The 26,467-nt window shown below is 60.4% G+C and carries 25 protein-coding genes; 13 read left to right on the top strand and 12 right to left on the bottom strand.

Features of this window, described 5'->3' with window-relative positions; all coding sequences use genetic code 11:
• Nucleotides 1-257 precede the first annotated feature (257 nt).
• Complete coding sequence (locus tag C8J40_RS11420; protein WP_243693346.1) at nucleotides 258-1,175, bottom strand: DUF5694 domain-containing protein; 918 nt, start codon at nucleotides 1,173-1,175, stop codon at nucleotides 258-260.
• Nucleotides 1,176-1,637: 462 nt separating this feature from the next.
• On the opposite strand from C8J40_RS11420, the gene C8J40_RS11415 reads away from it, so the two are divergent.
• The 3 genes from C8J40_RS11415 to C8J40_RS11405 all read left to right on the top strand — a co-directional run bounded on the left by C8J40_RS11415 (nucleotide 1,638) and on the right by C8J40_RS11405 (nucleotide 3,777).
• Complete coding sequence (locus C8J40_RS11415) at nucleotides 1,638-2,372, top strand: LytTR family DNA-binding domain-containing protein (protein ID WP_165911430.1); 735 nt, start codon at nucleotides 1,638-1,640, stop codon at nucleotides 2,370-2,372.
• Nucleotides 2,373-2,479: 107 nt separating this feature from the next.
• The gene (locus C8J40_RS11410) at nucleotides 2,480-2,977 is read left to right on the top strand and encodes a DUF2306 domain-containing protein (protein WP_132897139.1); all 498 of its coding nucleotides are present in this window, start codon (nucleotides 2,480-2,482) and stop codon (nucleotides 2,975-2,977) included.
• The gene (locus tag C8J40_RS11405; RefSeq protein WP_132897138.1) at nucleotides 2,974-3,777 is read left to right on the top strand and encodes a hypothetical protein; all 804 of its coding nucleotides are present in this window, start codon (nucleotides 2,974-2,976) and stop codon (nucleotides 3,775-3,777) included. The genes C8J40_RS11410 and C8J40_RS11405 overlap by 4 nt, the downstream gene beginning before the upstream one ends.
• Nucleotides 3,778-4,206: 429 nt before the next feature.
• Here the strand turns inward: C8J40_RS11405 and C8J40_RS11400 are convergent, their stop codons facing one another.
• The 3 genes from C8J40_RS11400 to C8J40_RS11390 all read right to left on the bottom strand — a co-directional run bounded on the left by C8J40_RS11400 (nucleotide 4,207) and on the right by C8J40_RS11390 (nucleotide 6,417).
• The gene (locus tag C8J40_RS11400; RefSeq protein ID WP_132897137.1) at nucleotides 4,207-4,812 is read right to left on the bottom strand and encodes a hypothetical protein; all 606 of its coding nucleotides are present in this window, start codon (nucleotides 4,810-4,812) and stop codon (nucleotides 4,207-4,209) included.
• Nucleotides 4,813-4,928: 116 nt separating this feature from the next.
• On the bottom strand, nucleotides 4,929-5,252 hold the full coding sequence (locus C8J40_RS11395; RefSeq protein ID WP_132897136.1) for a hypothetical protein: 324 nt from the start codon (nucleotides 5,250-5,252) through the stop codon (nucleotides 4,929-4,931).
• A gap of 268 nt (nucleotides 5,253-5,520) precedes the next feature.
• Complete coding sequence (locus C8J40_RS11390; protein ID WP_132897279.1) at nucleotides 5,521-6,417, bottom strand: AraC family transcriptional regulator; 897 nt, start codon at nucleotides 6,415-6,417, stop codon at nucleotides 5,521-5,523.
• A 130-nt stretch (nucleotides 6,418-6,547) separates the two neighbouring features.
• Between C8J40_RS11390 and C8J40_RS11385 the strand changes: the two genes are divergently transcribed.
• A complete protein-coding gene (locus C8J40_RS11385) occupies nucleotides 6,548-7,273 on the top strand; it encodes an SDR family oxidoreductase (protein ID WP_132897135.1) in 726 nt (241 codons plus the stop codon).
• A 512-nt stretch (nucleotides 7,274-7,785) separates the two neighbouring features.
• Here C8J40_RS11385 and C8J40_RS11380 read toward each other — a convergent pair.
• Nucleotides 7,786-8,337, bottom strand: a complete 552-nt coding sequence (locus C8J40_RS11380) for a GNAT family N-acetyltransferase (RefSeq protein ID WP_347342880.1) — start codon at nucleotides 8,335-8,337, stop codon at nucleotides 7,786-7,788.
• 9 nt (nucleotides 8,338-8,346) lie between these two features.
• Complete coding sequence (locus C8J40_RS11375; protein WP_132742319.1) at nucleotides 8,347-8,958, bottom strand: TetR/AcrR family transcriptional regulator; 612 nt, start codon at nucleotides 8,956-8,958, stop codon at nucleotides 8,347-8,349.
• Between the two features lie 73 nt (nucleotides 8,959-9,031).
• Here C8J40_RS11375 and C8J40_RS11370 point away from each other — a divergent pair, with 73 nt between their 5' ends.
• Nucleotides 9,032-10,513: an NAD(P)/FAD-dependent oxidoreductase gene (locus C8J40_RS11370; protein ID WP_279432593.1), complete on the top strand. Its 1,482-nt coding sequence runs from the start codon at nucleotides 9,032-9,034 to the stop codon at nucleotides 10,511-10,513.
• Nucleotides 10,510-11,328 carry an SDR family NAD(P)-dependent oxidoreductase gene (locus C8J40_RS11365; RefSeq protein ID WP_347812466.1) on the top strand — a complete coding sequence of 273 codons (819 nt, stop codon included), beginning with the start codon at nucleotides 10,510-10,512 and terminating at the stop codon, nucleotides 11,326-11,328. The genes C8J40_RS11370 and C8J40_RS11365 overlap by 4 nt, the downstream gene beginning before the upstream one ends.
• Nucleotides 11,329-11,344: 16 nt before the next feature.
• On the opposite strand, the gene C8J40_RS11360 is transcribed toward C8J40_RS11365, so the two are convergent.
• Together C8J40_RS11360 and C8J40_RS11355 are read right to left on the bottom strand one after the other, a co-directional pair.
• Nucleotides 11,345-11,980 (bottom strand): TetR/AcrR family transcriptional regulator, encoded by a 636-nt coding sequence (locus tag C8J40_RS11360; RefSeq protein ID WP_132897133.1) that lies wholly within the window; start codon nucleotides 11,978-11,980, stop codon nucleotides 11,345-11,347.
• Between the two features lie 64 nt (nucleotides 11,981-12,044).
• Nucleotides 12,045-14,405: a TonB-dependent receptor gene (locus C8J40_RS11355; RefSeq protein ID WP_165911429.1), complete on the bottom strand. Its 2,361-nt coding sequence runs from the start codon at nucleotides 14,403-14,405 to the stop codon at nucleotides 12,045-12,047.
• A gap of 113 nt (nucleotides 14,406-14,518) precedes the next feature.
• Here C8J40_RS11355 and C8J40_RS11350 point away from each other — a divergent pair, with 113 nt between their 5' ends.
• The 5 genes from C8J40_RS11350 to C8J40_RS11335 all read left to right on the top strand — a co-directional run bounded on the left by C8J40_RS11350 (nucleotide 14,519) and on the right by C8J40_RS11335 (nucleotide 20,116).
• Complete coding sequence (locus tag C8J40_RS11350; RefSeq protein ID WP_243693345.1) at nucleotides 14,519-16,741, top strand: beta-glucosidase; 2,223 nt, start codon at nucleotides 14,519-14,521, stop codon at nucleotides 16,739-16,741.
• Nucleotides 16,742-16,764: 23 nt separating this feature from the next.
• Nucleotides 16,765-17,676: a dienelactone hydrolase family protein gene (locus C8J40_RS11345; RefSeq protein ID WP_165911428.1), complete on the top strand. Its 912-nt coding sequence runs from the start codon at nucleotides 16,765-16,767 to the stop codon at nucleotides 17,674-17,676.
• Between the two features lie 46 nt (nucleotides 17,677-17,722).
• Nucleotides 17,723-18,679 carry a hypothetical protein gene (locus C8J40_RS11340; RefSeq protein WP_132897130.1) on the top strand — a complete coding sequence of 319 codons (957 nt, stop codon included), beginning with the start codon at nucleotides 17,723-17,725 and terminating at the stop codon, nucleotides 18,677-18,679.
• A gap of 516 nt (nucleotides 18,680-19,195) precedes the next feature.
• Nucleotides 19,196-19,333: a hypothetical protein gene (locus C8J40_RS20310; RefSeq protein ID WP_165911427.1), complete on the top strand. Its 138-nt coding sequence runs from the start codon at nucleotides 19,196-19,198 to the stop codon at nucleotides 19,331-19,333.
• Nucleotides 19,334-19,738: 405 nt separating this feature from the next.
• Nucleotides 19,739-20,116, top strand: a complete 378-nt coding sequence (locus C8J40_RS11335; RefSeq protein WP_132897129.1) for an NUDIX domain-containing protein — start codon at nucleotides 19,739-19,741, stop codon at nucleotides 20,114-20,116.
• Between the two features lie 126 nt (nucleotides 20,117-20,242).
• Here the strand turns inward: C8J40_RS11335 and C8J40_RS11330 are convergent, their stop codons facing one another.
• On the bottom strand, nucleotides 20,243-20,500 hold the full coding sequence (locus tag C8J40_RS11330; protein WP_132742312.1) for a PepSY domain-containing protein: 258 nt from the start codon (nucleotides 20,498-20,500) through the stop codon (nucleotides 20,243-20,245).
• A gap of 949 nt (nucleotides 20,501-21,449) precedes the next feature.
• On the opposite strand from C8J40_RS11330, the gene C8J40_RS11325 reads away from it, so the two are divergent.
• On the top strand, nucleotides 21,450-22,634 hold the full coding sequence (locus C8J40_RS11325; RefSeq protein WP_132897128.1) for a hypothetical protein: 1,185 nt from the start codon (nucleotides 21,450-21,452) through the stop codon (nucleotides 22,632-22,634).
• 476 nt (nucleotides 22,635-23,110) lie between these two features.
• Here C8J40_RS11325 and C8J40_RS11320 read toward each other — a convergent pair whose 3' ends face one another.
• The 3 genes from C8J40_RS11320 to C8J40_RS20740 form a co-directional block, all read right to left on the bottom strand.
• The gene (locus tag C8J40_RS11320; protein ID WP_132897127.1) at nucleotides 23,111-23,308 is read right to left on the bottom strand and encodes a hypothetical protein; all 198 of its coding nucleotides are present in this window, start codon (nucleotides 23,306-23,308) and stop codon (nucleotides 23,111-23,113) included.
• A 281-nt stretch (nucleotides 23,309-23,589) separates the two neighbouring features.
• Nucleotides 23,590-24,042, bottom strand: a complete 453-nt coding sequence (trxC, locus tag C8J40_RS11315; protein ID WP_279432592.1) for a thioredoxin TrxC — start codon at nucleotides 24,040-24,042, stop codon at nucleotides 23,590-23,592.
• Nucleotides 24,043-24,166: 124 nt separating this feature from the next.
• Nucleotides 24,167-24,532 carry an FKBP-type peptidyl-prolyl cis-trans isomerase gene (locus C8J40_RS20740; RefSeq protein ID WP_243693344.1) on the bottom strand — a complete coding sequence of 122 codons (366 nt, stop codon included), beginning with the start codon at nucleotides 24,530-24,532 and terminating at the stop codon, nucleotides 24,167-24,169.
• Between the two features lie 375 nt (nucleotides 24,533-24,907).
• Here C8J40_RS20740 and C8J40_RS11305 point away from each other — a divergent pair, with 375 nt between their 5' ends.
• Nucleotides 24,908-25,627: a site-specific integrase gene (locus C8J40_RS11305; protein WP_243693343.1), complete on the top strand. Its 720-nt coding sequence runs from the start codon at nucleotides 24,908-24,910 to the stop codon at nucleotides 25,625-25,627.
• Nucleotides 25,628-26,467: the final 840 nt, after the last annotated feature.

The raw sequence follows: 26,467 nt of genomic DNA, 5'->3' as shown, positions 1-26,467 counted from the left end.
CGTCAAGCGGCTCGACAAGTTGGAGACCGGCGAAAGCCGTGTGATGCCGCTAGATTGGACAACGGAGATCGACCGCCCCGTGCGGTTCAGGCGACTCAGCTAAAACCCCCACACCATCTGCTTTGCCGAGGTGAACGAAGGACCGGAGTTGGGAGAGGGTAAGCTCGCTCTGAATGTCGCTTTATGGGTCCTGAGGTTGATCATGACCTCGCGACCTTTCGTATTGCGGCCACCTACCAGCAATCAAGGCGCGCGGTTCAGCGAAGCACATCCTCGGCGTCGATGACCGTCATGTCGTGCATTTGGTCAAGGTATCGTTCAAGGTATGGTTTATGCGAGGCGCCAACGACGACAAGGCCGCGGACACCTGGTTGCATCGCAAACATGTCACGTATGTTCGAGGCCATGCGTAGGTTGCGTGTTTCCCAATAGCCGACATAGCCACGGCCAAAACGGTCTGCCGACGGCTCTGCTAAGGCAGCGCCGAAGTCGCTAGTGAATATGAGCTTCGCTTGGTCAGCCCGATTGAAGTCACGGTACATAGCAAGCATCGCGTCGGGCTGCCCGAGCCGGGCGGTCAGCGCCGCATCTCTTGCCTTGCGCTTGGCCATGGCGGCGTTGTCCCACGCTTTAGCGATGACAGCTTCGTAGCCTTTCTCGTCGGCAACCGGCGCGTCGGCAGTGTGATCGTCCATCGCGTACACGCGCTCAAGCCCGAGCCGGGCAGCCAAGGCGGCTGCGATTAGCAGGCTCTCGTCATTCCGAGTGCGGAGGCGTTCGAGCCTCGCGACTAATACAGTATCAAGGCCCTCACCGGCGTGACGCTCGTTCTCAGGGAGGCGAAGCCACTGAACGAGCGCGCAGGCGCTCTCGCCGCCGGCAAGGAACACGGCGGCGAGGCGACGTCGATCGGCAGGCAAAGGTGCTGCGGGCCAGGTCGCGAGCAGCCGGTTCCAGGCGGCCGTTGCCGCTGGCACGTCCAGCCCAGTAGCTTTAGCGGCGGGGACCGGGTCCCAGCAGTAGCTTTCGACGCTGTCTTTGTAGCGATCAGGGTAGTGCCGCATAAAATCGCACTGAGACCCAGACACCGCCTCGATGGCGATCGCCTGAGGACGCCACGCCGCCAGTTTGTCGAGGACCGGACCGAGTTGTTTAGGTCGGAACGTTGCAGGCATGCCAGAAAGGTGCGTGCTCCCAAGCACGAGCAGCTGGTTCTGCGGTCCAGACCGCGGTCCCTTCAACCGGCTTGTGTCGAAGGGGCGGTACGTCTGCGCCACCGCGACCGACACGCCTGATACCGCCACGATCGTTACTAGGAACCTTGACAACCAACGCATTTTTGACCCTTCGGTATAGCTGTGACACTCACCTAATACAGCAAGGGCGGTCAGGGAAGCGTTGCTGGCGGCTCCCAATGCGGGAGAGAGCAACCTGACCGGATTGGAGGGAGCCTGTTACCGGAACCCGCCTACCGGACACTGGACCTGCTGCCCAACCGGGGGCGTGGCGAGGCCATCGACGTAACTGAATGGGCCACCTAAACGGTGTTCATAGGCCATCCGGGATGTAGAATTATAGTGACAGGCTCCGGCAGGATACGATTTGCGACCGTTGCGGCGCCGGGCGCAATGCCACCGGTGATCTGGTTAGGCATCACAATCATCCTTACGATCGTCGACGCCTTTGGCGTCTCTACGGCGTTCGGATCTGTGCTCGCGCTCGCTTTCTGGGGCGCACTTGTCGGCGTAAACATGCTCGGCTGGTTTGCCTGGCGACGATCCCTGCCGGGCAAGCGTGACGACCCCGGCCGGATGGCGCTGGGGGCCCTTCTCCTTAACTTGCTGCTCGCGATCGAGGTACCGCTGCTCTACCGCCTGATGGGGCGGGCCGACGCCTCGGTCGACTGGAAACCGTTCGTCTATGGTCTGCTGGTGACGGGCTTCGTCATGGTCCTGCTCCGCGCCACGCGGGCACGGCATACCCTGGCCAGGCAAGACAGCGACGTAGAAGACAGTGCTTGCTCGCCAGCGACGCCGACCACGAGTTTCGGCATTCTAGCCCGCGCAGGCATAGACCCGGCAGACCTGCTGTCGGTTCGCGCCGAAGATCATTACTGCCGCCTCGCAGTGCGCGGTGGGGGGACGTTGCTGGTGCACTATCGCTTCCGCGATGCAGTCGGCGACCTCGCCGACGTGCAGGGTGCGCAGGTCCACCGGGGAGCTTGGGTCGCAGACTCCGCCATTACGGGCAGTGAGCGAACCGGGCGGCGCTGGTCGCTTCACCTCGCCGACGGGTCGCGCGTGCCCGTCAGCGAGACAAGCGTCGCGCTGTGTCGAGCGCGTGGTTGGCTGGAGCGCGGCGAACTCGCGTAACGCCAAACCCGTTTCGCGAAATCTGTGCCTATCCGGCGCAATCACACCTTACCGAACCGCGATCCGCCAACCATCACCGGTCCTGTATCGGGGATAGGGAACGGACGATGGGTGGGATATCGGCAATCGGCGCGGCGCATGTCGCGATGGGAAGCGTGGCGTTAGTCAGCGGCGCAGTCGTGTTGATGGTGCCTAAGGGGACAGCGCGGCACAAGCACGTTGGCAGAGTCTATGCCGCCGCGATCCTCGCGATCAACGGTACTGCATTGTCGATGTACGACCTCACGGGGCGGCCCAACGTCTTACACGTTATCGCGCTCGTCAATCTCGCGACGTTGGCGATGGGGCTGCTTGCGCTACGTCGTTGGCGCCGGACGCGCGAGCCTGATGATCTTGTCACTCACCAGCGACGGATGGCAATGAACTATGTCGGCCTGTGGATGGCGTTCGTCACCGAACTGCTGGTCAACCCAATGCTAGGTATAAGCCGGATTAGCGACCCGCGAAGTCACTGGCCCCTGATGATCGCGTTGAACCTCGCGTTGTTCGGCGCCGGTGGCTGGCTAGTGCGGACACGCCTGACCGCTACGACGGTGCGGGCATGACGCCGCGGTCGTCTACCGATCCGCGCGCGCCACTCGCGGACGTCGTCGCATTGGCGGCGCTGGCGTGGGTCGCGGCAGCCACGCTACACGAGGGGATGGGGCACGGCCTCACGTGCTCTGCAATGGGGGGCGATCCAACGAACTGGAGCACCTTTCACTTCGGATGCAATTCACAAGCAATGTCGCTGTGGGGCGGGCGGATCGTCGCAGGCGCTGGAACCGCGGTCAACGTCATCCTCGCCGCTCTTGGCTGGCTCGTCTGGCGAGGAAGCGGCTCGCTGAGGGGGCGGCTCGCCGGTTGGATCGTGTTCGCACTCAACGGATTGACCAGCTTCGGCTATCTCGTCTTCTCCGCAGTCTTCGGCATCGGTGATTGGAACGGGCACGGAGTGATGGCGGGGGTGACCGATCCTGTTCTCGCGCGTGTTGCGCTCGCGGTCGTCGGCATCGCAGGTTACTATGCCGTCGTCCGCCTCGCTGCGGGAATGCTGTCGCGCGTGCTCGACAGTGAAGGTGTGGCGGCGCAGGCACGGCGGTGTGCGGTCATTGTGTGGATGACGACAGGGGTGATCTCGCTGGCTGCGGCGCTGGCAGCGGGTAGTGATTGGCGGTCTACGATCGGCGCGTCGATTGGGGTCGCACTCGGCGGTAATGCCGGCCTGTTGAGCATGGGGCGGTTCGTTAAGCCAACGGCTGCCGCATCGGCGATTACGCTTTCGCCAAGTTGGTTGCTGCGCGTGGCTGCTATCGTCGGGACGGTAGCGTTTGTTGCGATCCTCGGACCGGGTATCGCCTTGTAATGCGACGACGCGGAGGCACCACTGAGTATTCAGGATTACCTCCGCCTTGGACATGAACGAGTGTCTGAAGTTGAGAAGCGGGCAAGGGTGCTTGAATGGCGGGGTATGTGTCTTGCCAGCCCGATAGCGGCCTGGCGGCTGGCGCCCACCTGTCGCCGGTTAGCTGGGCGCAGCGCTTGCCCCAGAGCGGTCGTTCGTTCAGCTTCCGCCGTATCCTGCTCGCTCGTCCAACCAGCAGTCAGCGCCGTTCGAGTTCGCCCGGCTAAAGAACGTACCTGTCATTCCCATAACCCCGCCAAGATGACGCCATTTCGAGAAAACGTTTTGAGAACGGTTTTTGGGAAAGCGGCTTGCGGCGGGGGCAGTTCACTCGCAACTGTTGCCCGCCGTTCCCATGTCCGGCTCGTTTTTGGGAACGCTGAGAAGCTCCTACATTCCCTTCGTGAACCAGCAGTTGACCACGCGACCGTCCTCGGCATTCACGTGGCAACGCCCGGTCCATGTCGTCACTTCGAGCACCGCCTGATCTAACGCTATGATCTGGGAGTAGCCTTTCGCGTCCGACCACTCTTCAACCGCCATCGGTGCGCGCCAGGCGAGCCTGCCGTTATGTTCGTACGCTGCGACATTTGAAGCGTTGTCCTCCGCAACAAATCCGTACGACTCATTGACGACATAGACCCGGCGGCGATCAAAATCAGGTAAGATCTCCGATACTTCCGTATTGCCAGTTCGGATGCGCTTCAAAATGTTGGCCGTTGCGGCATCTATCAGTAGCAGACCGTCATCGACGCCTACGAACAGGGTTTCATCCATCAGTACCATAATCCGTGCATTGAACCACGGCGCACCGGGTACGGACACGTCACCGAGTTCGATGATCTTGGCAAAATCAGCGCGTTTCTGTCGCAAGCCGAGGCGCACCCTGCTGGGAGGACGCGACAGCTTCTTGTCGTTACTCTCCTCATAGCTGAGAGCGTCAAATGTCAGATCGGCGACGTAATCGACATTTTCCTCTCTATAGGCGTAGCGCATTGCCGTCCTTTCTCTTGTCATGCGCAATGCACCGATGGTTCGCTACTAGCACCTATGCCAGCGAAGCCTGAGATTCTTGAAACACCATCCTAATCAGGAAGGGTGGAAAGCACGCATTAGCGGACGCTGAGAGGGTCTTCTGGCAATGTCTGGAGATAGGCAACGATGGCTTCGACCGTCGCAATACATGCTTGATGTGCAGTGACCGTGGACGGCCCCATGCCCATATGCTCGGCTCCCGCCCAATCTAGATATGCTACTGCTTCTTGATTGGACCTCCCCTGATTTAGCATCCCGACAACATGGAGGAGGTAACTGTCGTATTCGTCCACGCAATCTTTCGGCCAACCGTCTCCCGGCAATCCCAAGCCTATCGGGTCCCATAGCCTCCATCCGATGTCGCGCAGAAGCGAGAGTTTAATTTTGGAATAGCGGTTCATATTGGCGTTCTATCCCCGACGTCCTCTAACCACCAAGCCCGGACATTCCTGAAACTCGATCCTTTTGGGGAAAGGCGGTAGCTGCCCAATGTCGGCTATCGCCACCCGCCCTCGCGAAAGCCGCCAGTCCGCTTTCCTTCCCATCATGACATTCGCGAGCGGATAGACGGGCTTCAAAATCGGTCATTCGCAAAGATGAACCAACGTCTGAAGTTGGGAAGCGAGGGAAGGGGCGTGAACGTCCGGTTCTGGGTCAAGTCGTCATCGTTTAGGCAGCTAGGGCTCGGTTGCTTTCGCCCGTTAGCTTAGTGCTTTTTGCATCACGGGACGGCGGGGAGCCGAACAGGCGGGCGTACTCCCGACTAAATTGCGATGCGCTTTCGTAGCCCACCGCAAAGCCAGCTGCGGCGACGTCGCGGCCGGCCAGGATCAGCCGACGAGCCTCCTGAAGCCGCAGGCTCTTCTGGTACTGCAGCGGGCTCATCGCCGTTGCTGTGCGAAAATGCCGGTGTAACGAAGCCGGGCTCATGCCGGCCACGTCAGCCAGCGCCTCAACGCGCAACGGCCTATCGAACTGATCGCGGATCAGTGCAATCGCCCGGCGTACCTGCGAAAGCCGGCTGTCAGCGCGCGCGATCTGCCGGACGATTGCCCCCTGCGGACCCTGAAGTAGACGATAGAGGATCTCTCGCTCGCAAAGCGGGGCCAACACGGCAATATCCTTTGGCGCATCGAGAAGCCGTAAGAGACGTAGCCACGCGTCAAGCAGCTCCGACGTGACCGGGTTCACTGCAAACGCGGGTTCGGCTGTAGGCAAGGACACGTCCGCCTCGCTAAGAACGGATGCAAGCTGGTCACTGTCGAGGTCGAGGCTGACTGCAAGATACTGCTCGTTTGGCTGATCGAGTTTGACGCAGCCGGACGCGGGTAGCTCGACTGTAGCGATAAAATAGCTGGCCGGATCATACCGAAGCCGGCGGTCGCCGATCGCGATCTCCTTTGCGCCGCTTAGGATCAACGCCATCATCGGCTGGTAAACGCCTGATACCGGCTGTGGCGCGGCGCGGTCCTTGTACAGCGCGACTCGTGGCAACACGGTTGACTGATATCGGCCAGGTGTATGGCGGCTGACGATACCGCGCAGTTCTGTAAGCGTGTCGTGCATGCGACGAAGATGAGCGGTCACGTCGCTTCAGACAAGCGTCCTTGATCGGATCGGGCAAGTACTCGCGGCGATCACGCATGCGCAGATAGCCGCGGCGTCCATCTTGGGAGCACCAGATAAAGGAATAGGCATGACCCACAAGAAAACAGCACTCGTGACAGGAGCAAACAAGGGCATCGGCCTGGAGATAGCGCGCGGACTCGGCAGGATTGGCTACACGGTCTGGATCGGTAGCCGGAACGAGAGCCGCGGCGAGGCGGCTGCTGAGGCACTACGCCGCGACGACTTGGATGCCCGCTTCCTGCCGCTAGACGTAACAGACGATCGGAGCGTCGCCGCGGCCGCAGAAACTCTGGGACGCGAAGTCGACCAGCTCGACGTTCTAGTGAACAACGCTGGCATCTCAATTGGCTGGGGACCGCCTAGCGAAGAGAGGATCACGGATGTTCATGCAATCTACGACGTCAATGTCTTTGGCGTGATCCGAACAACGCAGGCTTTCCTACCCTTGCTAAAGAAGGCGTCCGAGCCGAGGATCGTCATGATCAGCAGCAGCCTGGGCTCGCTTGCCTGGGCATCGGACTTCGACGCGCCGATGGCTGAGGTCAATCTGCTCGGCTACAACAGCTCGAAGTCGGCGTTGAATGCGGTGACAGTGGCTTTCGCCAAGGATCTCGCGCCGCTTGGCTTCAAGGTTAATGCCGGCTGCCCGGGCTATACCGCGACCGACCTGAACCAGCACACAGGCTCGCGCACTCCGGAGCAGGGAGCTGCGATCGGTATTCGACTAGCTACTCTACCTGACGATGGACCCACCGGTGGCTTCTTCGACGCTGATGGTACGGTAGCTTGGTGATGAAAAACTGACGCGGCACGCCTGTTCGATTGTAAACAGGCGTGCCCTCTGTTGATCCGGTTCAGGCCCGTGAATGACCGCAGCCGGATCAGCGCCGCCCAGTCGCCAAGCACTGATCCTCAGTATAAGAAGCAAGCCGCGATCACGCCAAGGGACACCATGGTCACAACCGAGCATCTCGCACCTGACGACTATGGCCTTCTCATCCTGGCACCTGAGATTGCGCTCGGCAGTGGTTGGCTTGGCGGCGACAGAGTCGTCGGTCGCGGAGCCATCCGAGACTTGTTGAATAAGGCCCTTCGTTTCAACGAAGGTGAACGGCAGAGGCTAAATATTCATTTGCCCAGCAGAGTGCTCACGCTCCGGTTGGATGAGATCGAACCATATTATGGAGCGTAACACTGCTTCGCGTCGGCTGTTGAGTCGATGTCCGCTTCTTAATAGCGCTTTGGTGGGCGACGTGGCCGGAACTGGGTCGTCCTTCCGGAAGCCGAAGGGTAGGGCGCATTGGCTCAAAGATCAGGAGCTACGCTACGAAGAGCCAGCTGAAAGAACTGATTGTGGGGGCTGACCGAATAATCAGCGAACGCACCGCACGGTGCGAACCCGGCACTACGGTAAAGTGATATGGCCGGCGCGTGTAGTGCGGCGGTTCCAGTTTCAAGGCTCAACCGTGTGTAGCCCCGTCCGCGAGCTTCCGCGATAATATGCTCAAGCATCGCTCGTCCTACCCCTGTGCCACGTGCGGCCGGGGCCACCCGCATGGATTTCAGCTCGCCATGTGCGCAGTCCAGTTCCTTTAGCGCGCCGAACCCGACCAGGGTTTTGTCGTTCCATGCCGTCCAGAAGGTGACGCTAGCTGCCGAAAGGCCGGACGCATCAAGTGCAAAGGCGTGATCGGCCATTACGCCCTGCAACTCTCGCAGGTGATGGTCCAGTAGATCCGTGACGTATGTTGCTTTTGGATCGGCTACCCGTATTTGCATTTCACTATTGCCCCCAAGAGTGATGACCAGCGCTTGTCCGGTTGTGGCTGAATTCATCGTCAAATCGTAGTTTTTCAACTGCGCACGTTAGTCGTTCGGCCGTGCCGTCACGCATAGTATCCACGCCGCGGCGACAACCTCCTCCAATGGGCGCTTATAGTTCTCGGCGCCCCAGGCGAGGGCAATGTGTAACAGCCCTCCTTCGACACCGCGTCGGAGCATCGCATTGACTTTGACGGGGCCGCGATCATCAGGATCGAGGGCCGCAAAGAGCGGTTCGGAGAGGTCATGCATCGAACGGCGAATTGCCTCGTCGATCAACGGATCTACGCCGACGATTTCAACAAGGAACACGCGTGCCGTGGTGGGATTAGCGCGTAGCGTCGCGAAATATGCGCCTAGCATCCGTCGGGTACGATCTTCAGTCGGTAGAGTGGGATCGTCGGCCGCAACGATCTGCGTCAACACTGCGGCGATCACCTCATCGAACGCGGCGAGTAGCAGCGCCTCCCCATGCGCAAAACTTTCGTAAAAATAGCGTTCGGTAAGGCCTGCCTCGCGACAGATCGCGCGGACGCCCGTGCTGTGGAATCCCTGCGAGCCATACAAGCGCACAGCGGCTTGTATTAGCATTGTCCGCCGCTCAGCCCGTCGAGCGTCAAGCGTCTGCCCGGTCCACCGTTTCGTTATTGCCGTCATTCCAGCAGAGTAGCGATATTGACAATGACAACAAGCATTGTCATTCTAGCTCGTGAATATGGTGGGAGTGAACATGGCCTGTATGGAGCACTTGGACGTGCTGGTGGTAGGCGCCGGTCTGTCGGGGATCGACGCCGCGTTCTGGTTGAAGACTGGCAATGCCACGCGAAGCTGGGCGATTTTCGAGGGGCGCGATGCGATCGGCGGCACGTGGGATCTGTTCCGCTATCCGGGCATTCGCTCGGATTCGGACATGACGACGCTGGGCTTCCCATTCCGTCCGTGGCGAGGTGAGAAAGCGATCGCCGCGGGCGAGGACATCCGCGACTATATCCGCGACACTGCGGCAGAGTTCGACATCGACGCCAAGGTGCGACTGCGTCACCGGGTGACCAATGCAGACTGGTCCTCGGCGGACGCGCTGTGGATCGTGTCGTATACCGTCGATGGCATCGCGGCCCAGCTGACCTGTCGCTTCCTGTTCCTGTGTTCTGGCTATTACGACTATGCCGCGGGGCATGCGCCGACCTGGCCGGGAATGGAGGCGTTCGCGGGACAGGTCGTCCACCCGCAATTCTGGCCTGACGACCTTTCGGTCGCAGGCAAGGACGTCGTGGTCGTGGGTTCTGGTGCGACCGCGGTGACGCTGGTTCCGGCAATGGTCGATCAGGGCGCCGCGCATGTTACGATGCTGCAGCGATCGCCGACATATATCGTCTCGCGACCGTCACGCGACGATCGCGCCGAGACGTTGCGCCGCTGGCTGCCTGGCAAGGTGGCGGAGGCGGCGGTGCGGTGGAAGAATATCGGCTACGGCATCTTCGTCTACGGTGTGTCGCGGCGCAAACCACATGTCTTGAAGCAGAAGATTAGGCAACAGCAGCGCGCGATGCTGGGGCCGGACTTCGACATCGCCACTCACCTGACGCCGCGCTACCACCCGTGGGACCAGCGGCTGTGCCTCGTCCCTGACGGCGATCTGTTCAAGGTACTGCGCAACGGGCGGGCGTCGATCGCGACCGACGAGATCGCGCAGTTCACGCGTGACGGTCTCCAGTTGAAGAGCGGCGAGGCCATCCCCGCCGACATCGTCGTGACCGCGACGGGGCTCAAGGTGCAGCTCATGGGCGGCGCACGATTGACCGTCGATGGCACCCTTGTCGATCCGGGCAAGCGGCTGCTTTACAAGGGGGCGATGCTAGACGGTGTGTCCAATCTCGCTTTCGCGATCGGCTACACCAATGCGTCCTGGACGCTCAAATGCGACCTGACGTCGCAGTTCGTCCGCCGCCTGCTCGATCATATGGATCGGCGCAAGATGGACACCGTCGTGCCCGTCGCACCGTCATCGACTGCGGGCGACGAACCGATCCTCGACCTGAGCTCCGGGTATGTGCAGCGGGCGGCAGACCTCCTTCCTCGACAAGGCGCGAGCGCGCCGTGGAAGGTGAAGCAGAACTATCTCCGCGACCTGTTGGCGTTTCGTACTGGCCGTATCGACGACGGTGTTCTGCGCTTTGGGCGACGTGATTTGGCTACAGAGAAAGCGGCATGAGCGCCCGGATGGAGCTTGTCGGCAAGGTCGCTGTAGTGACCGGTGCTGCGGGTGGGATAGGTCGTGCGATCGCGCGATCGTTGGCCGTGCGTGGCTGTCACGTCGCGCTGGCCGACGTCAATGAGGACGGGCTGGCTGAAACCGCCGCATTGATCGGCAACAGCGTCCGCGTCAGCCGTCACAGGCTCGATGTTGCGGACCGCGATGCTGTCGCCGCCTTTCCGGCTATGGTTCTGGCCGCGCACGGGCAGGTCGACGTGGTCGTCAACAATGCTGGTGTCGCCCTGAGTGGTTCCTTCGCACAGCTCACCGAGGCGGAGTTCGACTGGCTCTTGGACATCAACCTGCACGGCGTCGTCCGCATGTCACGCGCGTTCCTGCCGCTGCTACAGCAGCGTGAGCAGGCACAGCTGGTCAACCTTTCCAGCCTGTTCGGAATCATCGCACCACCAGGACAGAGCGCTTATGCCGCCGCGAAGTTTGCCGTACGCGGCTTCTCGGAAGCTCTGCGCCACGAACTGATCGCAGCACATTCGACGGTTGGTGTGACCGTGGTGCATCCAGGCGGTGTGAAGACCGGGATCGCCACCAACGCCCGCGCTGGTGCTGCCGTCGGGATCGAAGAGCGTAAGCGGCAGCAAGCGCATTTTTCGAAGGCGCTGAAGCTCAGCCCCGAACAGGCCGGCGAGATCATTGTCACCGGGATCGAGCAGCGGCGAGCCCGGGTGCTGGTCGGACGGGACGCAAAGATTGTCGCGATGATCGAGCGGATCATGCCAGTCGCTTACTGGCGGCTGCTCGGACGCGGACCGTGATGATTGCCTGTGAGCGTTACGATGGGGGAGGGGAGCCCAGCAATTCCTCGAGCGTGCCGTTGGGTGCGAGGCGCTCAAGCATGTTCGAAAGTAGAATCACGGAATTTCGCATCGCGTTGGGATCGTCGATGAAATCACGACCTATCGACATGCCGTGCATCGCCCAGACGACCAGCCGGATGGCGGTTGTGTCGCGGACCTTGGCGCCGAGACGATCCAGAAAAGCGGTCACCGCCAGTTCCTCGATCTCGGCCTGGACCGGCTTTATCAGCGCGGCGAGCTCGGGATCGCTTCGCGAAGCGACGAAGATCTCCAGAACCGCGACGCCGGAGGGCCGCGAAAGCACCTCCCACGAGATCTGAGGCCAGTCCGATACGCGTGATCCGGTACCCCATTCACGTTGCAAGTCCTGGTAGGCGACCACTTCCTGTTGGAAGACCCATCGTACGACTTCCGCAATGAATGCGGCCCGGGTCGTGAAGTGATGCGTGATCGCGCCTCGGCTGACGCCCGCCTCGTCGGCGATTTCAGCATTACTTGCGCGACTATAGCCCAGCCGGCTGATTGCGCCCACCGCTGCCTCGAACAGCGCGCCGCGCGTTTCCGCGGTGCGTTGTTCCTGCGTGCGCCTTACAACCTTGGTCTCGCTCATCGTCACTCCTGCCCCCCTACTGACCTATCGACCGCGTGCCGACAAGCGACACGCGGTCCTGCGTTCAGAAGCGCCACTCGAAGGCACCGCCGATCCGGCGGAAGGCATTGTCCGGCAATGTCTGGACATATTGCCCGACCGAGAAGTTGCCCGGATAGATCGCCGCGGCGTAGCGCTTATCGAACAGGTTGCGGACGAATACGCTGAAGCGCGCATGGTCGCCGATATCGCCGATGCCGATCGTCGCATTGACCAGCGAGTAACCGTTCTGGATCGTGCTGGGATCGTTGATCGCGTAGTAGAAGCGGCTGCGGTAGCGCCAGTCCGCGTTGAGGAAGACCTTCAGGTCGTTGCTGATGGGCTGGTCGACATTGGCGGCAAGGCTTGTCGTCCACTTCGACGCTCCAACAAGCGGGGACCCTGCCGCATTGAAGCTGGGTCCGGGCAGCGAACAGCCCTGCGCAGCGGTCTGGCCGAAATAGCAGGCCACGTTGTAGTCGCCGTATTCGGTGTCGAGATAGGTAACACCGCCCGACAGGCTGACACCACGCAGTGGTCGCACGACAGCCTCCGCCTCGACGCCGCGCGTCTTCAACGTGCTGGCATTACCGGTTCGGAAGGTACCCAGGCCACCGTTCAGCGTGGGGTCGAAGACCTGAGCCTGGAAATCCCGGAAGTTGTTGATGAAACCCGCGAGATTGAGGCTGACCCGGCGGTCGGCGAGGTCAAACTTGGCGCCGATCTCATAGGCGTCGACCTTCTCGGGATCGACATTGAACGCGACACCCGCAGCCGAGCTGACCGCCGGTCCCTTATAGCCGCGAGTATAGGTCGCATAGACGTTCGCGGTCGGTGTGATCGAATATTCGATGCCACCGCGTGCCGAAAATCCGTTGGCATTCCGGTTGGCGACGATCGGCGCGGCAAGAGTACCGACACAGCGCCGTCCGCCACTCAGCAGGAATGTGACGAGATTGCAGACTCCCGAGACGGCAGTAACGGTTGTCGTGGAGTCGATCTCGTCGCGCGTATACCGGCCGCCCGCGATCAGGTGGAGCGACGGCGTCACGTTGAACGTGAGCTGCGCAAAGCCTGCATAGCTCTTCGTCCCATAGTCGAAGTTCGACTGGCCATTGACTGGCGACAGTCGGACCGGCGTGCTTGCGGGGAACACGCCGAACGTGCCTGCCTGCAGGATTTGTGCGTCGATATGCTGTTTAAAGAAATACAGCCCGGCCGTGTAGTCGACGAAGCCGTGGCCATTATTGGCAACACGTAGTTCTTCCGAGAACTGGTGGGATTGCGAGTTGGCGATATTCGTGTCGAAGAACGCGACCGGCGTCTGATCGACATCGTTATTCGCGCGCGCGCGCAGGTTGCGATACGCCGTGACCGAGGTGACGGTCAGCGGCCCTGCATCGTAGCTCGCTGAGAATTGCGCCCCGAGGCTATGTTCGTCGCGGAGCACGTCGGTGCTCCCGATCGCAGTCTTGTTATTGGTCGGCGAGGCGACAACGCCGAGTGCGCTGTTCTGCGTGAACACGAAGTTGGCGGGTGCGAAGGGTCGGAAGGCGGCGGGGATCGGCGTCGCATCGTTGCCGCCGAACTTGCGGATGGTGGAATAGGCTTCGATCCCGCTATTGTTCTGGTAATCGACGATTCCGTACAGCGAAAGCCGGTCGGTCGGTTCCCACAGCAGCTTGGCCGTGCCGAAGTACCGGCGGACTGGATCGAGACGACCTGGTCCAACAAGCTGCGTCGACGGCTTCTGGTATTGATAGCCGCCAACGACACGCAACGCTGCGGTGTCGCCAATAGGTACGTTGACGACGGCCTGCGTCTGGACCTGGTCACGGCTGCCCGCCTGGACCCGGCCGCTGCTGCTGAACTCACCAAGTTGTGGTTTGGTGGTGGAGATCGAAATGAGGCCTGCAGTCGTGTTCTTGCCGAACAACAGCCCTTGTGGCCCGCGCAGCACCTCGACACGTTCGACATCGGCGAGCGAGTTGAGCGGGACGTAGCGCGGCAGCGTGATGTTGACGTCGTCTACCGCTATGCCGACGGCCGACTCGATGCCGTAGTCGAACGAGTTGGTGCCGACGCCGCGGATTGCAAAGTTCGGCACACCAGGCGTCGCCGTGAAGTTCAGACTAGGCGCACGCTGGGTAATGTCGGCAAGCTGATTGGCCCCCGTCTCGCGAAGCGACTGGCCGTTCACGACGGTGATGGCAATCGGCACGTCGCGGAGATTCTCGGTCCGTCGCTGCGCCGTCACGACGATGTCGCCTTCGGCGGTGCCGGTCGGATCTGAACTCTGCGAAGCCTCGCTTCCTCCGCTCTGCGTTGCCTGAGTTCCGGTCTGTGCCTGAGCCGTTCCCGCCCAAGCCAGAATGCTCGAGCCCACCAGCAGTGCCAATCCACGCATCGTCGTTATCCTCACCCGTCCAGCGGTCCCTGCCGCTTGACAACGATCATTGTCTGTTAGAAACATACTGTCAAGCACGCACGTAAGTCAAAATGCTGCGTTGGGGAGAAGTGATGATGAGGATGCCCTATCGGTGTGTACTGCTCGGTGGCGTACTGATGACCTGTGCTGCAGGTGTCTTCGCACAGGAGCGGCCGTCACGCGGTATAGCGCAGCCGACTGCAGCAGATACGCGGGCAGCCGCTACCGAACGCGCCATGCAAGGCGATGAGCGGACCGTGCTGACGCATGGCCTTTGGGCGATTCCGTTGATCCCTAACGTTCGCATTCCTGCCGAGGCGATACTGGGCGCTGGCTACGTCACTGGGATCCCCCGGCTCGGCGTGCCAGCGCTGGTTGAGACCGATGCGAGTCTCGGCGTCTCGTACATCGCCAATCTTCGTAAGGACGGGGCGACCGCGCTGCCGTCGGCGACCGCAATGGGATCGACGTGGAACCCGGGCCTGATCCGCCGCGGCAATGCGATGATTGCGGGCGAGGCGCGCGCTAAAGGGTTCAATGTGCTGCTTGGCGGTGGCATCAATCTGATGCGCGATCCCCGTAACGGGCGGACGTTTGAATATTTTGGCGAGGATCCGCTTCATTCGGGGCTTCTCGGCGGTGCCGCGATCGACGGCGTCCAGTCGCAGCACGTGCTGTCGACGGTAAAGCATTTTGCGCTCAATGCGCAGGAGACGGGGCGTCACGCGGTCGACGGTAAACTTGGCGACGATGCATTCCGCATGAGCGATCTGCTCGCCTTCGAGATCGCGATCGACCGTGGGCAACCCGGCTCGGTGATGTGCGCCTATAACCGCGTCAACGGTGCGCCGGCCTGCGGCAGCGACTACCTGCTCAACCGCGTGTTGAAGCATGATTGGCGCTACCCCGGCTTCGTCATGTCTGATTGGGGTGCGGTTGGTGCCCTCGATTTTGCTCTTGCCGGGCTGGACCAGCAATCGGGTGCGCAGATCGACAAGAAGATCTTCTTCGGCGTGCCACTCGCCGAGGCGGCCGGTCGCGATCCGGCGTATGCCGCGCGCGTCGCCGACATGAACCGGCGCATCTTGCGTTCGATCTACGCGGTCGGGCTTAGTACGCATCCGCCGGTCAAGGCCGACATCGATTTTGCGGCGAATGCCGGCATTGCCCGAAGCGTTGCCGACGAAGGGATCGTGTTGCTGCGGAACTCCAATGCGTTGCTGCCGCTGTCGAAGGACGTGCGCTCGATCGCGGTGATCGGTGGGTATGCTGATGCGGGCGTGCTGTCGGGCGGCGGATCGACGCAGGTGCAACCGCTTGGTGGCCCGTCCGTCTCGCTGCCGATGGGAGGCGAGGGGCCGCTCGCGAAATACAATAACCAGACCTATCATGGCACCGCGCCACTCGCCGCGATCCGTGCGCTGGCGCCAAACGCCAAGGTGACATTCCATGACGGGCGCTATGCGGCGGAGGCTGTTGCGGCAGCAAAAACGGCGGACGTGACGATCGTCTTTGCGACGCAGTGGATGGCCGAAGGCGCAGACGTCCCGGATCTGTCGCTGCCGGGTGGGCAGGACGCGCTGATCGCTGCGGTGACCAACGCTAATCCTAAGACGATCGTCGTTCTTGAAACCGGTGGGCCGGTCCTGATGCCATGGCTTAATCGCACAGGTGCGGTGATGGAGGCGTGGTATGGCGGCGTGCGTGGTGGCGATGCGATCGCCGCAACGTTGTTTGGCGATAGCAATCCATCTGGTCGGTTACCCGTCACTTTTCCCGCATCGCTCGACCAGCTGCCACGCCCGGCGCTGCCCTACGCCGGGATGATCGACCGGGACTTTGCCGCCGGAACCGCGGCCGGCACGCGCTATCCGATCGATTACGATATCGAGGGCGCAGACGTCGGCTACCGGTGGTTCGCGCGCAAAAATGCTACGCCGTTGTTCCCGTTCGGCTTCGGGCTCAGCTACACCCAGTTCCAGTCCGGCCCGATGAAGGTCACTGGGGGCACGCAGCCAAAGGCGACGGTAACGATCCGCAACACCGGCACGCGCGCGGGTAGCGATGTCGCGCAACTCTACCTCGTCTCGACGCCTGCCGGACGCACGCTGCGTCTCGCTGGCTTTACGAAGGTCGCCGTGCAGCCAGCGGCTGCGGCGAACGTCACGGTGCAAATCGAACCTCGCATACTTGCCGACAGCAAAGGTGGACGCTGGACGATGCCGGCAGGACGCTATGGCTTCGCGCTCGGGCGCTCGGCAACCGATCTTGGACCTGTCGTCACTGTCAGCCTGCCAGCGCGCCAGTGGCGCTGACCATTCACTCTAGGAGCATGCCCGTGAACCGCTTCAGCCTGTTCGTCACTGCCCTTGCCTTTGCCCTCCCCACGGCGGTGACGGCGCAGGGCATCCCGGTCGAACCGATCGCGACACCCCCGCAAACCGGTGCGATTGCACTGGGCACTGGCGGTGTGCCCGGCATGCCGGCGGAAAGCTGGTTCACGCTCGCCGGTCGCCCCACGGTCCGCAACGTCGCGACCGCAACACTTCTCCCGGTGCTGCCCGACAAGGCAAAGGCGACGGGGGCTGCGGTCATTATCGCGCCCGGCGGCGGTTTCCTGATGGAGTCGATGGAGGCCGAGGCGATGAAGCCGGCACGCTGGCTTGCAGATCATGGCATCGCTGCCTTTGTTCTCAAATACCGTCTCGATGCGACACCGGCTTCACTGGACGCGTTCAAACAGGCCGCGCTGGCGCGCTTCGCAGCTGCCGCAATGGCTGGAGCGAAGGGCGGTGCCGTGATCCCGGCGCCTGCACCGGCGCTCGCCGATGCGCAGGCGGCAGTGAAGCTGGTGCGGGCACGTGCGGGGAAATGGGGCGTCGATCCACGCCGCGTCGCCTATCTCGGCTTTTCCGCCGGCGCGATTATGGGGGTGGATCTGGTAAAGACCGCAGCACCGGGCACCACGCCTGATCTGTTCGCCGCCATCTATCCGTCGATGGCACCAACGACCGTCGCCGCAGGTGCACCACCGCTGTTCGTTGCTGTGGCGAGCGACGACGAGCTGTTCGGCAAGCAGGGCTATGGACTACCCGACAGCTGGCGTCGCGCCGGGCGGCCGGTCGAACTGCACGTCTACGAACATGGCGGCCATGGCTTCGGCTTCGACGGCAAGGCGGGCACGACCAGCACTGGCTGGAGCACCGCGCTGCTTACCTGGCTCGGCGCGCACGGCTGGCTGACGAAATAGCAGGAACTGCCGGAAGCTGATCGCTACTCTTCGAGGAGACGGAACGATGCGTTGGTCAATATTCGGCGCAATAAGCGCGATGCTGCTCATGCAGCCGGCAACGGCTGCGACGTATGACGCCAAGGGACCGATCGAACGACATTATGCGGCGGACGGTCCATGGGCCACGACGACAACCGTCTCGCCCCACGCCTGCGACCGCGAGGGCAATGTTTGCGACATCTGGTATCCGACTGACCTCGGCGCCAACCCTCTCAAGGGGCGGACCAGCGGCTTTCGTCATCCTGTGATTGTCTTCGCCAACGGCACGGCGGATACGGTCCCGGCGGAGAAGAATGCCTATTTCCTGCGCCATCTCGCGAGCTGGGGCTTCATCGTCATTCGATCGCGCGATGGCTCGACGGGGCAGGGCGAAACGGTCACCGACGCGAAGGACTTCCTACTCGCTCAGTCCCGCGATCCGGGGAGTGTCTTCTACGGGAAGGTGGACGCCGACAATATCGGTCTGGCAGGCCATTCGCAGGGTGCGGCGACCGCGGCGTTGCTGTTCTCGCGGAACGATCCTGCGTTCAAGACCTATGTGCCGATCGAAACCCCACTACGCGCGGTCTGCGTGGTCGCGAACTGCTCGATCGACCTTGGCGCGCTGTCAAAGGTTACCCGTGGTTCCATTTTCTATGTCGGTGGCGACGTCGATGTGATCTCAAGCCTGCCGACCAATCTGGGCTATTACGGGCCGACGTCTGATGCGGTCGACAAGGCGATGGGGATGATCGCGCTGGGCGGGCATACCGAGATCGAGGGCAATCCTGGTTGCGCGAGCGGCGGTATCCCGGCGTCGTGCAATCTCGGTGTTTATCCCTTGCTCGGATATCCCACCGCCTGGTTCATGTGGAAGTTGCAGGGAGCGGCCGATGGGCCGGCCGCGTTCGCTAAAAACGGTGAACTGAGCAACGCGGCACCCGGATGGCTCGGCGTCCTCAGCAATATCCAGCGACCCTAAGATGCATGATCTCACGATGGCGCGGTCGCGTCATTTGTGGTGGGGCCTGTTGGCTGTTGGCACCTGTACCGCACTGCTCGTCGCCGTATTCGTGTTTTATTCGCCGCCCCCGGTCGGGCTCCAGCCTGACAGTGTACGCGTGGTATCGGTCCCGGCAGTTGGCGGTCATGCCTCAGGCAGCAACGTATCCGCCGGACTTGTCGCCCGAGGCCCAGCACGGTCTGATTGGATGGGCTCTGACAGGCCCGTCATACTGCGCGCGCTTGCCTTGCCGGCGGATGCCCGATTGCGTGAGGTGATCGGCTCGAATTCTAGGCATCAGGTTGTTTGCGGACAGGTACAGCCTGGGGCGGGGCAGGCCTTCCGTCGCTTCTTTTACGCGAAGACCGCGAGGATGGGGGCCATAGCTGACGGTGGCGCCGAGTTCGATCAAACCTTCGCCGGGTTATGCGCTGAGGCTAAATGATCCCGACGTCGATTCAGGCACTACAACTCCGAAATAGACAGAGATAAATCATGGATGAATCGTTAGGTAATTTAAAAGACAAGCTTAAGCAGGCCTTGAAACTTGCGTATGATCTTGAAATCAAAGTTGTTGGTGCCTGGATATCAGTGGCGATTGACGCTCTATCCATTGAAGGCGAGACAGCTTGAGCCACCTGGGCTTGGGGAAGACCTTTATGAACCTACAGTCTGGTGTCAACCAGATTGGAGACCTCTTTACTTCACATCGAAGAAGCACATGATTAAGCCCCCGATTTTATATGCGGATGGCCGAATTCTGGCTGCCAACATACGAAATTTCGATCTAGTCGTATAGCTCAAAGCGCCGATTGCAGACACTCTGCGCGACTTATAATCTGCCTACGACCGGTCATCCATTTAATCTTACATATCGGTAGGTAGCGTGCTGGCGGAAAGGTCGAAGGGTGTCCTGTCTCAGCAAAGCATGAGGACGAAGAGGTGGTTTATGTGCCTGCTTGAGCAATCGCCAAAATACTGATGCTGGCCGTTTTCATCATTGCGACCTTTGAATGATGGGTCGAGGGTTCACCGCTAATGCTAGCCATCAATTTACTTCTAATCGGGTTGTGGCTAGCAAGGTGGGTATTGCCCAGGGGTAAGGTAAAGCAGGGAATGCCAGCGCACCGAGCTGCCGCTCGTGAGGCGTTTGAGGAAGCGCGCGTTACAGGCACTATTAGCGCCCTATTTATTGGGACCTACCATCAGTTGAAAACTCAAGACGACGGCCAAGCAGAGATGGTAGCTGTTCAGGCGTTTCCGATGCTGGTTCGCCAGGAAAACAAAAGCTGGCCGGAAATGCACCAGCGACAACGATGCTGGATGCCCATCAACACAGCGATTGGAGGTTTAAGAAATAGCGAACTTCGTGCGGTGCTGATGAAGTTTGCACAGGAACTACCTAACGTCGCCTAGATCTTTGGCGATCGTCCACCGCTCGTAAAACACAAACCGGCTTAAACCAGCGGTCTTTTGATAGTCGAATTATGACACGAAGGCGCCAAGTCCAACGTGGGCGTAGCGCGCGTCGTGTCCGCACGACTAAGAGTGATCACGCTCCATTTTTGTGATGGCACCTGAATGCGGATCGACGTGAAACTCGTAGTTTACCCTGGCTTTGCGGGCTTCGCCTTCCCAATGGCCATCGTCGGCTTCCAGCTTCGTGACCCGATAGCCTCGCTTGGAAAGCATGGCCTTCACCTTGGCGCTGCTGATCCAGTTTTTGCCTGGCATATCTGCAAAGGCGGGGGAACCAAGGCCCGCGATTGAAACCGTAGCGATGAGAATCTTTTTTATCATAATTAACTCCTTATGCGCTGAGTCCAAGCGCATATCATGTGACCGTCGTTCCGGCCGAAACTAGAAAAGTGTCGATCTCTTTGGACGCAACCATGATCATCGTCGCCAACGACTGGGATTGCCCAAACCTAGACATTCAAAGGTCTTCACCCCGCTTCCGATTGCAGAAGTTCGCTCATCAAAGTGGAAAGGTGGGATCAGAACAGAGACTAAGTCGTTGTCATATAGTCCTTTTATACAAGGGGGTGTATATATGGCAGATCACGTTTCGAAATTCGAAAGAGCCCGAACGGCTGGCGCTAACGCCGCCAGTAGCGAAAAATTGGGATATGACGATTGTCCATATGATGAAGATCATGAGCCAATCCTGCGGGCCATGTGGCAGGACGGATTTTTGACAACAAAATTATACGGAACGGGATGATTTGAACGTACCACGGTACGCCCTTGGTGACCAGCAAGTAAGGAAGACGCCCCCGGTCCCGTAAGCAGACCGTCTGCTTTCCTTCCCATTCCGGCCATTCCGCTCACGCCCACACCCGGACGTTCATGCTGGAGACCCGGGCTTCCGATAGCGGCCATTCGTTAAGCACGATCCTTCCCCTTTTTTGTCTCTGGTCCGCCAATTCGGGAAAGAGCTTTCACCGGCAGACTTTTGGGAAAGGGCAGGCCCGGATCAACTCTCGGAGAACGCGCGGGCTATTGTCCCGCTATGGGGTCTCATAAGCGAAAATCGGAGATTCGCAGCCTAGTCGGCGGGCATGTGAAAAAGCGAGATTTTGGCCGGTGTAGATCCCTTGCGCCCGTGGTTGGAACCGGTCATGCAACGGGTTCAAAACGGGGGTGGAAATTGACGATCAGGCAGGTTTTGGCGCTTCTTGGCGCCGTTCCAAGTCTCGCCATTGCGCAGGCGATACCTTCACCTAGTACTAACTTCCCGGCTCGGGTCATGCAGGCTGAAACTGTATTTCAACTTGGTTCGCCGGGGCTTCAAGGCCCAGGGGCGGCTATTCTCGGCGCCGCGATGGACGGCGCACAATATGTCTTGGTCGGCGAAGCACACTTTTCGCAGGAAATACCGCGTTTCACCGTCTCCTTGTGCCACCAGATGGCTCGTAAGGGGCTTCGTGCCATGGCGGTGGAGACAGGGCCTGAGGCCGTTCGCCTCCTCAACAACGACCTTCGCCGTTCCGACAGAACATCCCGGCTGTCAGCATTCATGCGAGCTCATCCGGATGCGATGGCATTCCAAAACAACATAGCGGAAAGCGCGATGTCCGCCGATTGCGCACGTGAAGCTGGCGATGCGTTCCAGCTTTGGGGATTGGATCAAGAGTTCTTTGGTGCCAGCGGATTTATGCTGGAAGAGATGGCCGCTGCCGCTCAAGGGCCTGCCGCGAAAGAGGCAATCGCACGATTGAGAGAGCTTGATCGACGGTCCACAGCCGGGGCGGTGAGTTCAGGATCACCTGGTAAGCTTCTGATCTACACGATCGGCGATGCGCAGATGAGTGCGGCACGAACTGCAATCGTCAAGGACGGGGGCAGTCGCGCTCTACAACTATTCGACGAATTGGCCGAAACGCGGGCAATCTTTCTGGCGTCGAGTAGCGGTATCGGAGACCCGAATGGCCGGCGAGCACGGCTCATCAAGCGCACGATGAGCAGTTACCTGTGGGGCGTACCTGCCAACAGTCGCGTGCTTGTGAAGTTCGGTGACGTTCATGTGGCCAAAGGTTTCAACAGCCTTAGGCAACGCGACCTTGGCAACTTCGTCACCGAATACGCCGAAGGGCGAGGTGCCTCGTCGCTGCATATACTAGTGATGGGCAAGGAAGGCAGCTTGGGCGCTTACAACGGGTTTGGTCGGCAGGTTAAAGTTGAACCTTACACACCGATCGCCGACGGAGATTATCCTTGGTTCGCCAGCGCGCTCGCTGGCCGGCCGAGACAGGCGGCTTCATCCGATTGGATCCTACTTGACCTGCGGCAGCTTCGAGACATCCCGGCTCAGGAAATACCGGCGGCATGGCGACAACTCGTGCTGCGCTATGATCTCGTCGCCATCGCCCCGAAACTTACACCTGCGTTTTTGGCCGGCGTAGAAGGGGTGGCAAGTGCCGTAGCCCAATGAAACGTGCTTGCCGGCCTAACGGCCGGCCGATTGCAACGACCCTTAATTCACCGGCACCGAAAATTCTCAAAAGCCGATCCTTGGCACGAAAGGCCGCACCGTCAGGCGACGTCCGCTAACGCCACATGCATTCCCAATAGCCGCCGGTCCGCTTTCCTTCCCATTCACGACATCCCTGACGGACGATCGTTCGCCAATATCAGGTCGCGCGGGGATGAACGAATGTCTGAAGTTGGGAAGCGCATAACGACTGCTGAATGTCGTCTTGTGGGTCAAAGAGCGTTAGCTAACCCGGGATTGTCGACGCGGATGTCACCACTGGATTGCGACGATAAACGAGCAATGTCGACTTAGTGCTGGTAAACATCAGGTGACAATATGTTCCAAAGCAGACGCCAGCTTATCCATGTCTGCCATCGTGTTAGACAAGGCGGGCGTTACACGATAGCTGGCCGCCTCCGCCTGGCGGCGTACGGTCACAGGCTGATGTTCCGTTTTGCCATTTCGGTGGACGCCATTTCCTTCAAGGGCGTCACCGTGTCGCCCGAGAAGATATCCGCCAGATCGAGGAGGTCCTCGTCCTCGAGTGCAGCAACCGCTGCCTCGATGTCAGCGCGGCGATCGACCGCGCGCTCGCCTACGGCAGCACGCCGCTTGATCCGTGATTTGAGCATAGCCGATCGATAGCAGGGTCAACTCAACATTGGCAGGACGGTAAGCTATCTCGATTAATCGGCTTGGATTGGCTTTCCGAAAAGCTGTCGGATGTTGCGTGCTCGCGTGCGCGCTTCTCATGCTCTGCTAACGCGTCACCCACGGTGCGGCGCGGGTGCATCAAATCGCGCACCAGACGTTAGCGATCTTGCACCCGCGCCGGGGTCGCCATCCGCCACAGGCGACCGCGGACTACGAACTAGCGGCCATCGAGCGTCACCGGATGGCCACTGGCGCGAGGTCAATGCGCTGCGCTGCGCGCCCAATCGACGATCGTGCGCTCCGGCATGGCGCCCGCCTGCCGCGCAATCTCGCGGCCCTTGCGAAACAGGATCATCGTCGGGATCGATCGGATATTATAGCGTCCGGCAATCGCCCGCTCCGCCTCGGTGTCGAGCTTACCCAGGCGGACCCATGGCTCAAGCTGTTTAGCCGCAGCTTCGAATGCCGGCGCCATCTGACGGCAGGGGCCGCACCAGGATGCCCAGAAATCGACGAGCAGTGGCAGGTCGGATCGTGACGCGTGCGCGTCGAAGTTGGCCGCCGTGATGGTGATCGGCCTGGCCGAGAACAGGGCGTTCTTGCATTTGCCACAGGTCCCGCCGGTGCCCAGCTTGTCACGCGGTACGCGGTTCAGGGTGGCGCAGACCGGGCAGGCGACGATCGAGCCACCTGAGGTTTGGGTTGCCATCATTCTTCCTATCGCCGCGGTAGCCGGCCGAACATTTCACCTACTGCTGTGCGATAGTCAAATCTCCGCTCAGCGAAGGTGCGAACTCAACAGCGCCAAACATATCGATTTCAAACGAACTGTCCTTCTATGGCTGTGGGGCGGCGTCCTTCCGTGCAGACGGTTCGGCTGCTTGCGCCCTGTTCATGCCCTCCACCTCAGCGGCCGTCTTGAAGTCTACCAGCTCGACTTGAAACACGAGATCAGAGTTGGCAGGGATCGGGCCTGACGCTTGCGACCCATAGCCCATGGTCGCGGGGATACAGAACCGCGCAACGCCCGATTTGGCTAACATCTGCAATCCTTGAGAGAAGCCCTGGATCACGCCGTTGACAGGCAACGGCGACCGCATCCCCTGGTCGAACACCGCCCCAGTCGTCGCCAGATAGCCGATGTAATTCACTAGCGCGACATCACCTTGGGTGGGCTTCGCGCCAGATCCAGGGCGCAGCATCGTATATCCCAGCCCGGAAGGCGTCCGTGCCGAACACAGTCGCTGCCCCGTTGGCACTACCGGATTCAAAGGCAGTGCAATGATGGCATTGCTCGCCGTAACCGGCGCAGGCACCGAGGCGCGCGGCCTCACTTTACGAACCGTTGCCCCGCTGACAGGGAACGGTGCCGCCAGCAACGGCAAGACAACGGCAACAACGAGACGGTGCAACACACGTGGGGAAGAGCTCATCCCCACGGCTATATCCAAGGCGGGGACGGCGCGCCATCGGTTCCATCACATGGGTGTAGCGCGCATGCCGACAGCTGCGCGAGAGGCGGTCAGGGATCCGGGAAGGCGTTGCGAACATCCGGCCACGGGTTCTAAGTAGGTCCGTTGCATCGCCATAATCTCTTCCGCGGTGAGCAGCGGGTTGAACCGCCCACGACACAGGCTGGCGCTGCGGCGCTTGAGAAGGTCATGCGCGGTATCCGCAATACCAAACGCGGCGAGCGGCCCGCCAAGAAGCGACCCGCCGACGGCGATGTCCTGCGCGATATGGTTCGCACGATCACTGGCGTCAGTCTGCAGGATTATCGCGACCGGGCCTTGCTCAGTTTGGGTATGATGGGGGCGTTCCGGCGGTCCGAGCTGGTGGCGATCGACGTCGCGCATGTCAGCGAGGATCCACGCGGGTTGATCATCCATATCCCGGTGTCGAAGGGCGACCAGGAGGGCAGGGGGCAGTCGGTCGCCATTCTCGATGGTCGGCGGATGGAGCCGGTGCGGCATTACCGCGCCTGGCTTGAGGCCGCGGGGATCAGCAGCGGGCCGCTCTTCCGACGACTGACTCCGCATGGTCGTTTGACCGCGCATGGCCTCAGTCCCCAGACCGTGGCACTGGTCGTCAAGGCGCGCGCAGCCGTGGCGGGCTATGATCCCGCCCTCTTCGCCGGCCACAGTTTGCGCGCGGGCTTCCTGACCGAAGCCGGGCGACAGGGCGCCAACCTGTTCAAGATGAAGGAGCATAGCCGGCACAAGTCGCTCGAGATGCTCAGCGAATATGTCCGCGATCAGGAGGCGTTTCGCGACCATGCCGCGGAGCGGTTCGCATGAGGGCATCTTAGCGCTCGGTTCTTTGCGATACGACAGTAGCGAGGCAGTCTGCTTTGGCTGCGCTGATTGATTAGCAACTTGACGAGCTAAGCGAGAGGTGGAGTATCTCATGCCTCTCGGCACGGACGCGCTCAGAGGAACAGTCAAGCGCCGGGCGCGATCTTGGTGAAGCTACAGTACAACCCAAACCTCTTTTGATGGTGCATTGCGCTCGCGTGCCAGTATCCAAAACTGGCTCTCCTTAAATACCGAACGATATCGGCAACGATAGTGAAGGTCACAGCCCAAGGATATTACTGTATTTTATGGCTTTAATTGCTGCAGCGGCTCAGAATAGGTTCATCGTGCAGTGAGAAGTAAATAAAGAGTGTAACGGCGTATTTGTTTGTTCAGGTCATGGCTAGTTTCATAAGGAGATCTGAAGTAATGCCCGTTGAAGCAGATTTGTTTGGACGTGACGCATCTTTACCGGCCCGCCACTGTACCGCTACCTCATGTCAGATTCAAATCATCTGATCGGTATGGGGCGATAAATCTGATGATGCCGGCATTTAAGCTTAGCCTTGAACGGCCCGTCATCCTCTTGATTACCATCTACGACAGCCCCCGCACAGCCTCATGTTATGCCAAGGGCAACTCCACGACCACGCTACCAAAAAAGGGTTTGAAAACAGAACTAGTCCGTTCTATTATGCGCTACTGAGTTAATAAACTCTAATTTCAGGGCTGTTCGAGCGCTGCTTTATAAAGCGCGCTGAACTGGCCGATGAAAGCGGCGGTTTACGACTTCGTCAGCGTGAATGAGCACTTCCAAAAAATAAATACGATCCGATTTGCGGG

It is taken from the genome of Sphingomonas sp. PP-CC-3A-396 (assembly GCF_004343105.1).
Taxonomy (GTDB): Bacteria; Pseudomonadota; Alphaproteobacteria; order Sphingomonadales; family Sphingomonadaceae; genus Sphingomonas.
The sequence above is the reverse complement of the archived record's forward strand: the minus strand, read 5'-3'. Positions and strand labels throughout refer to the sequence as shown.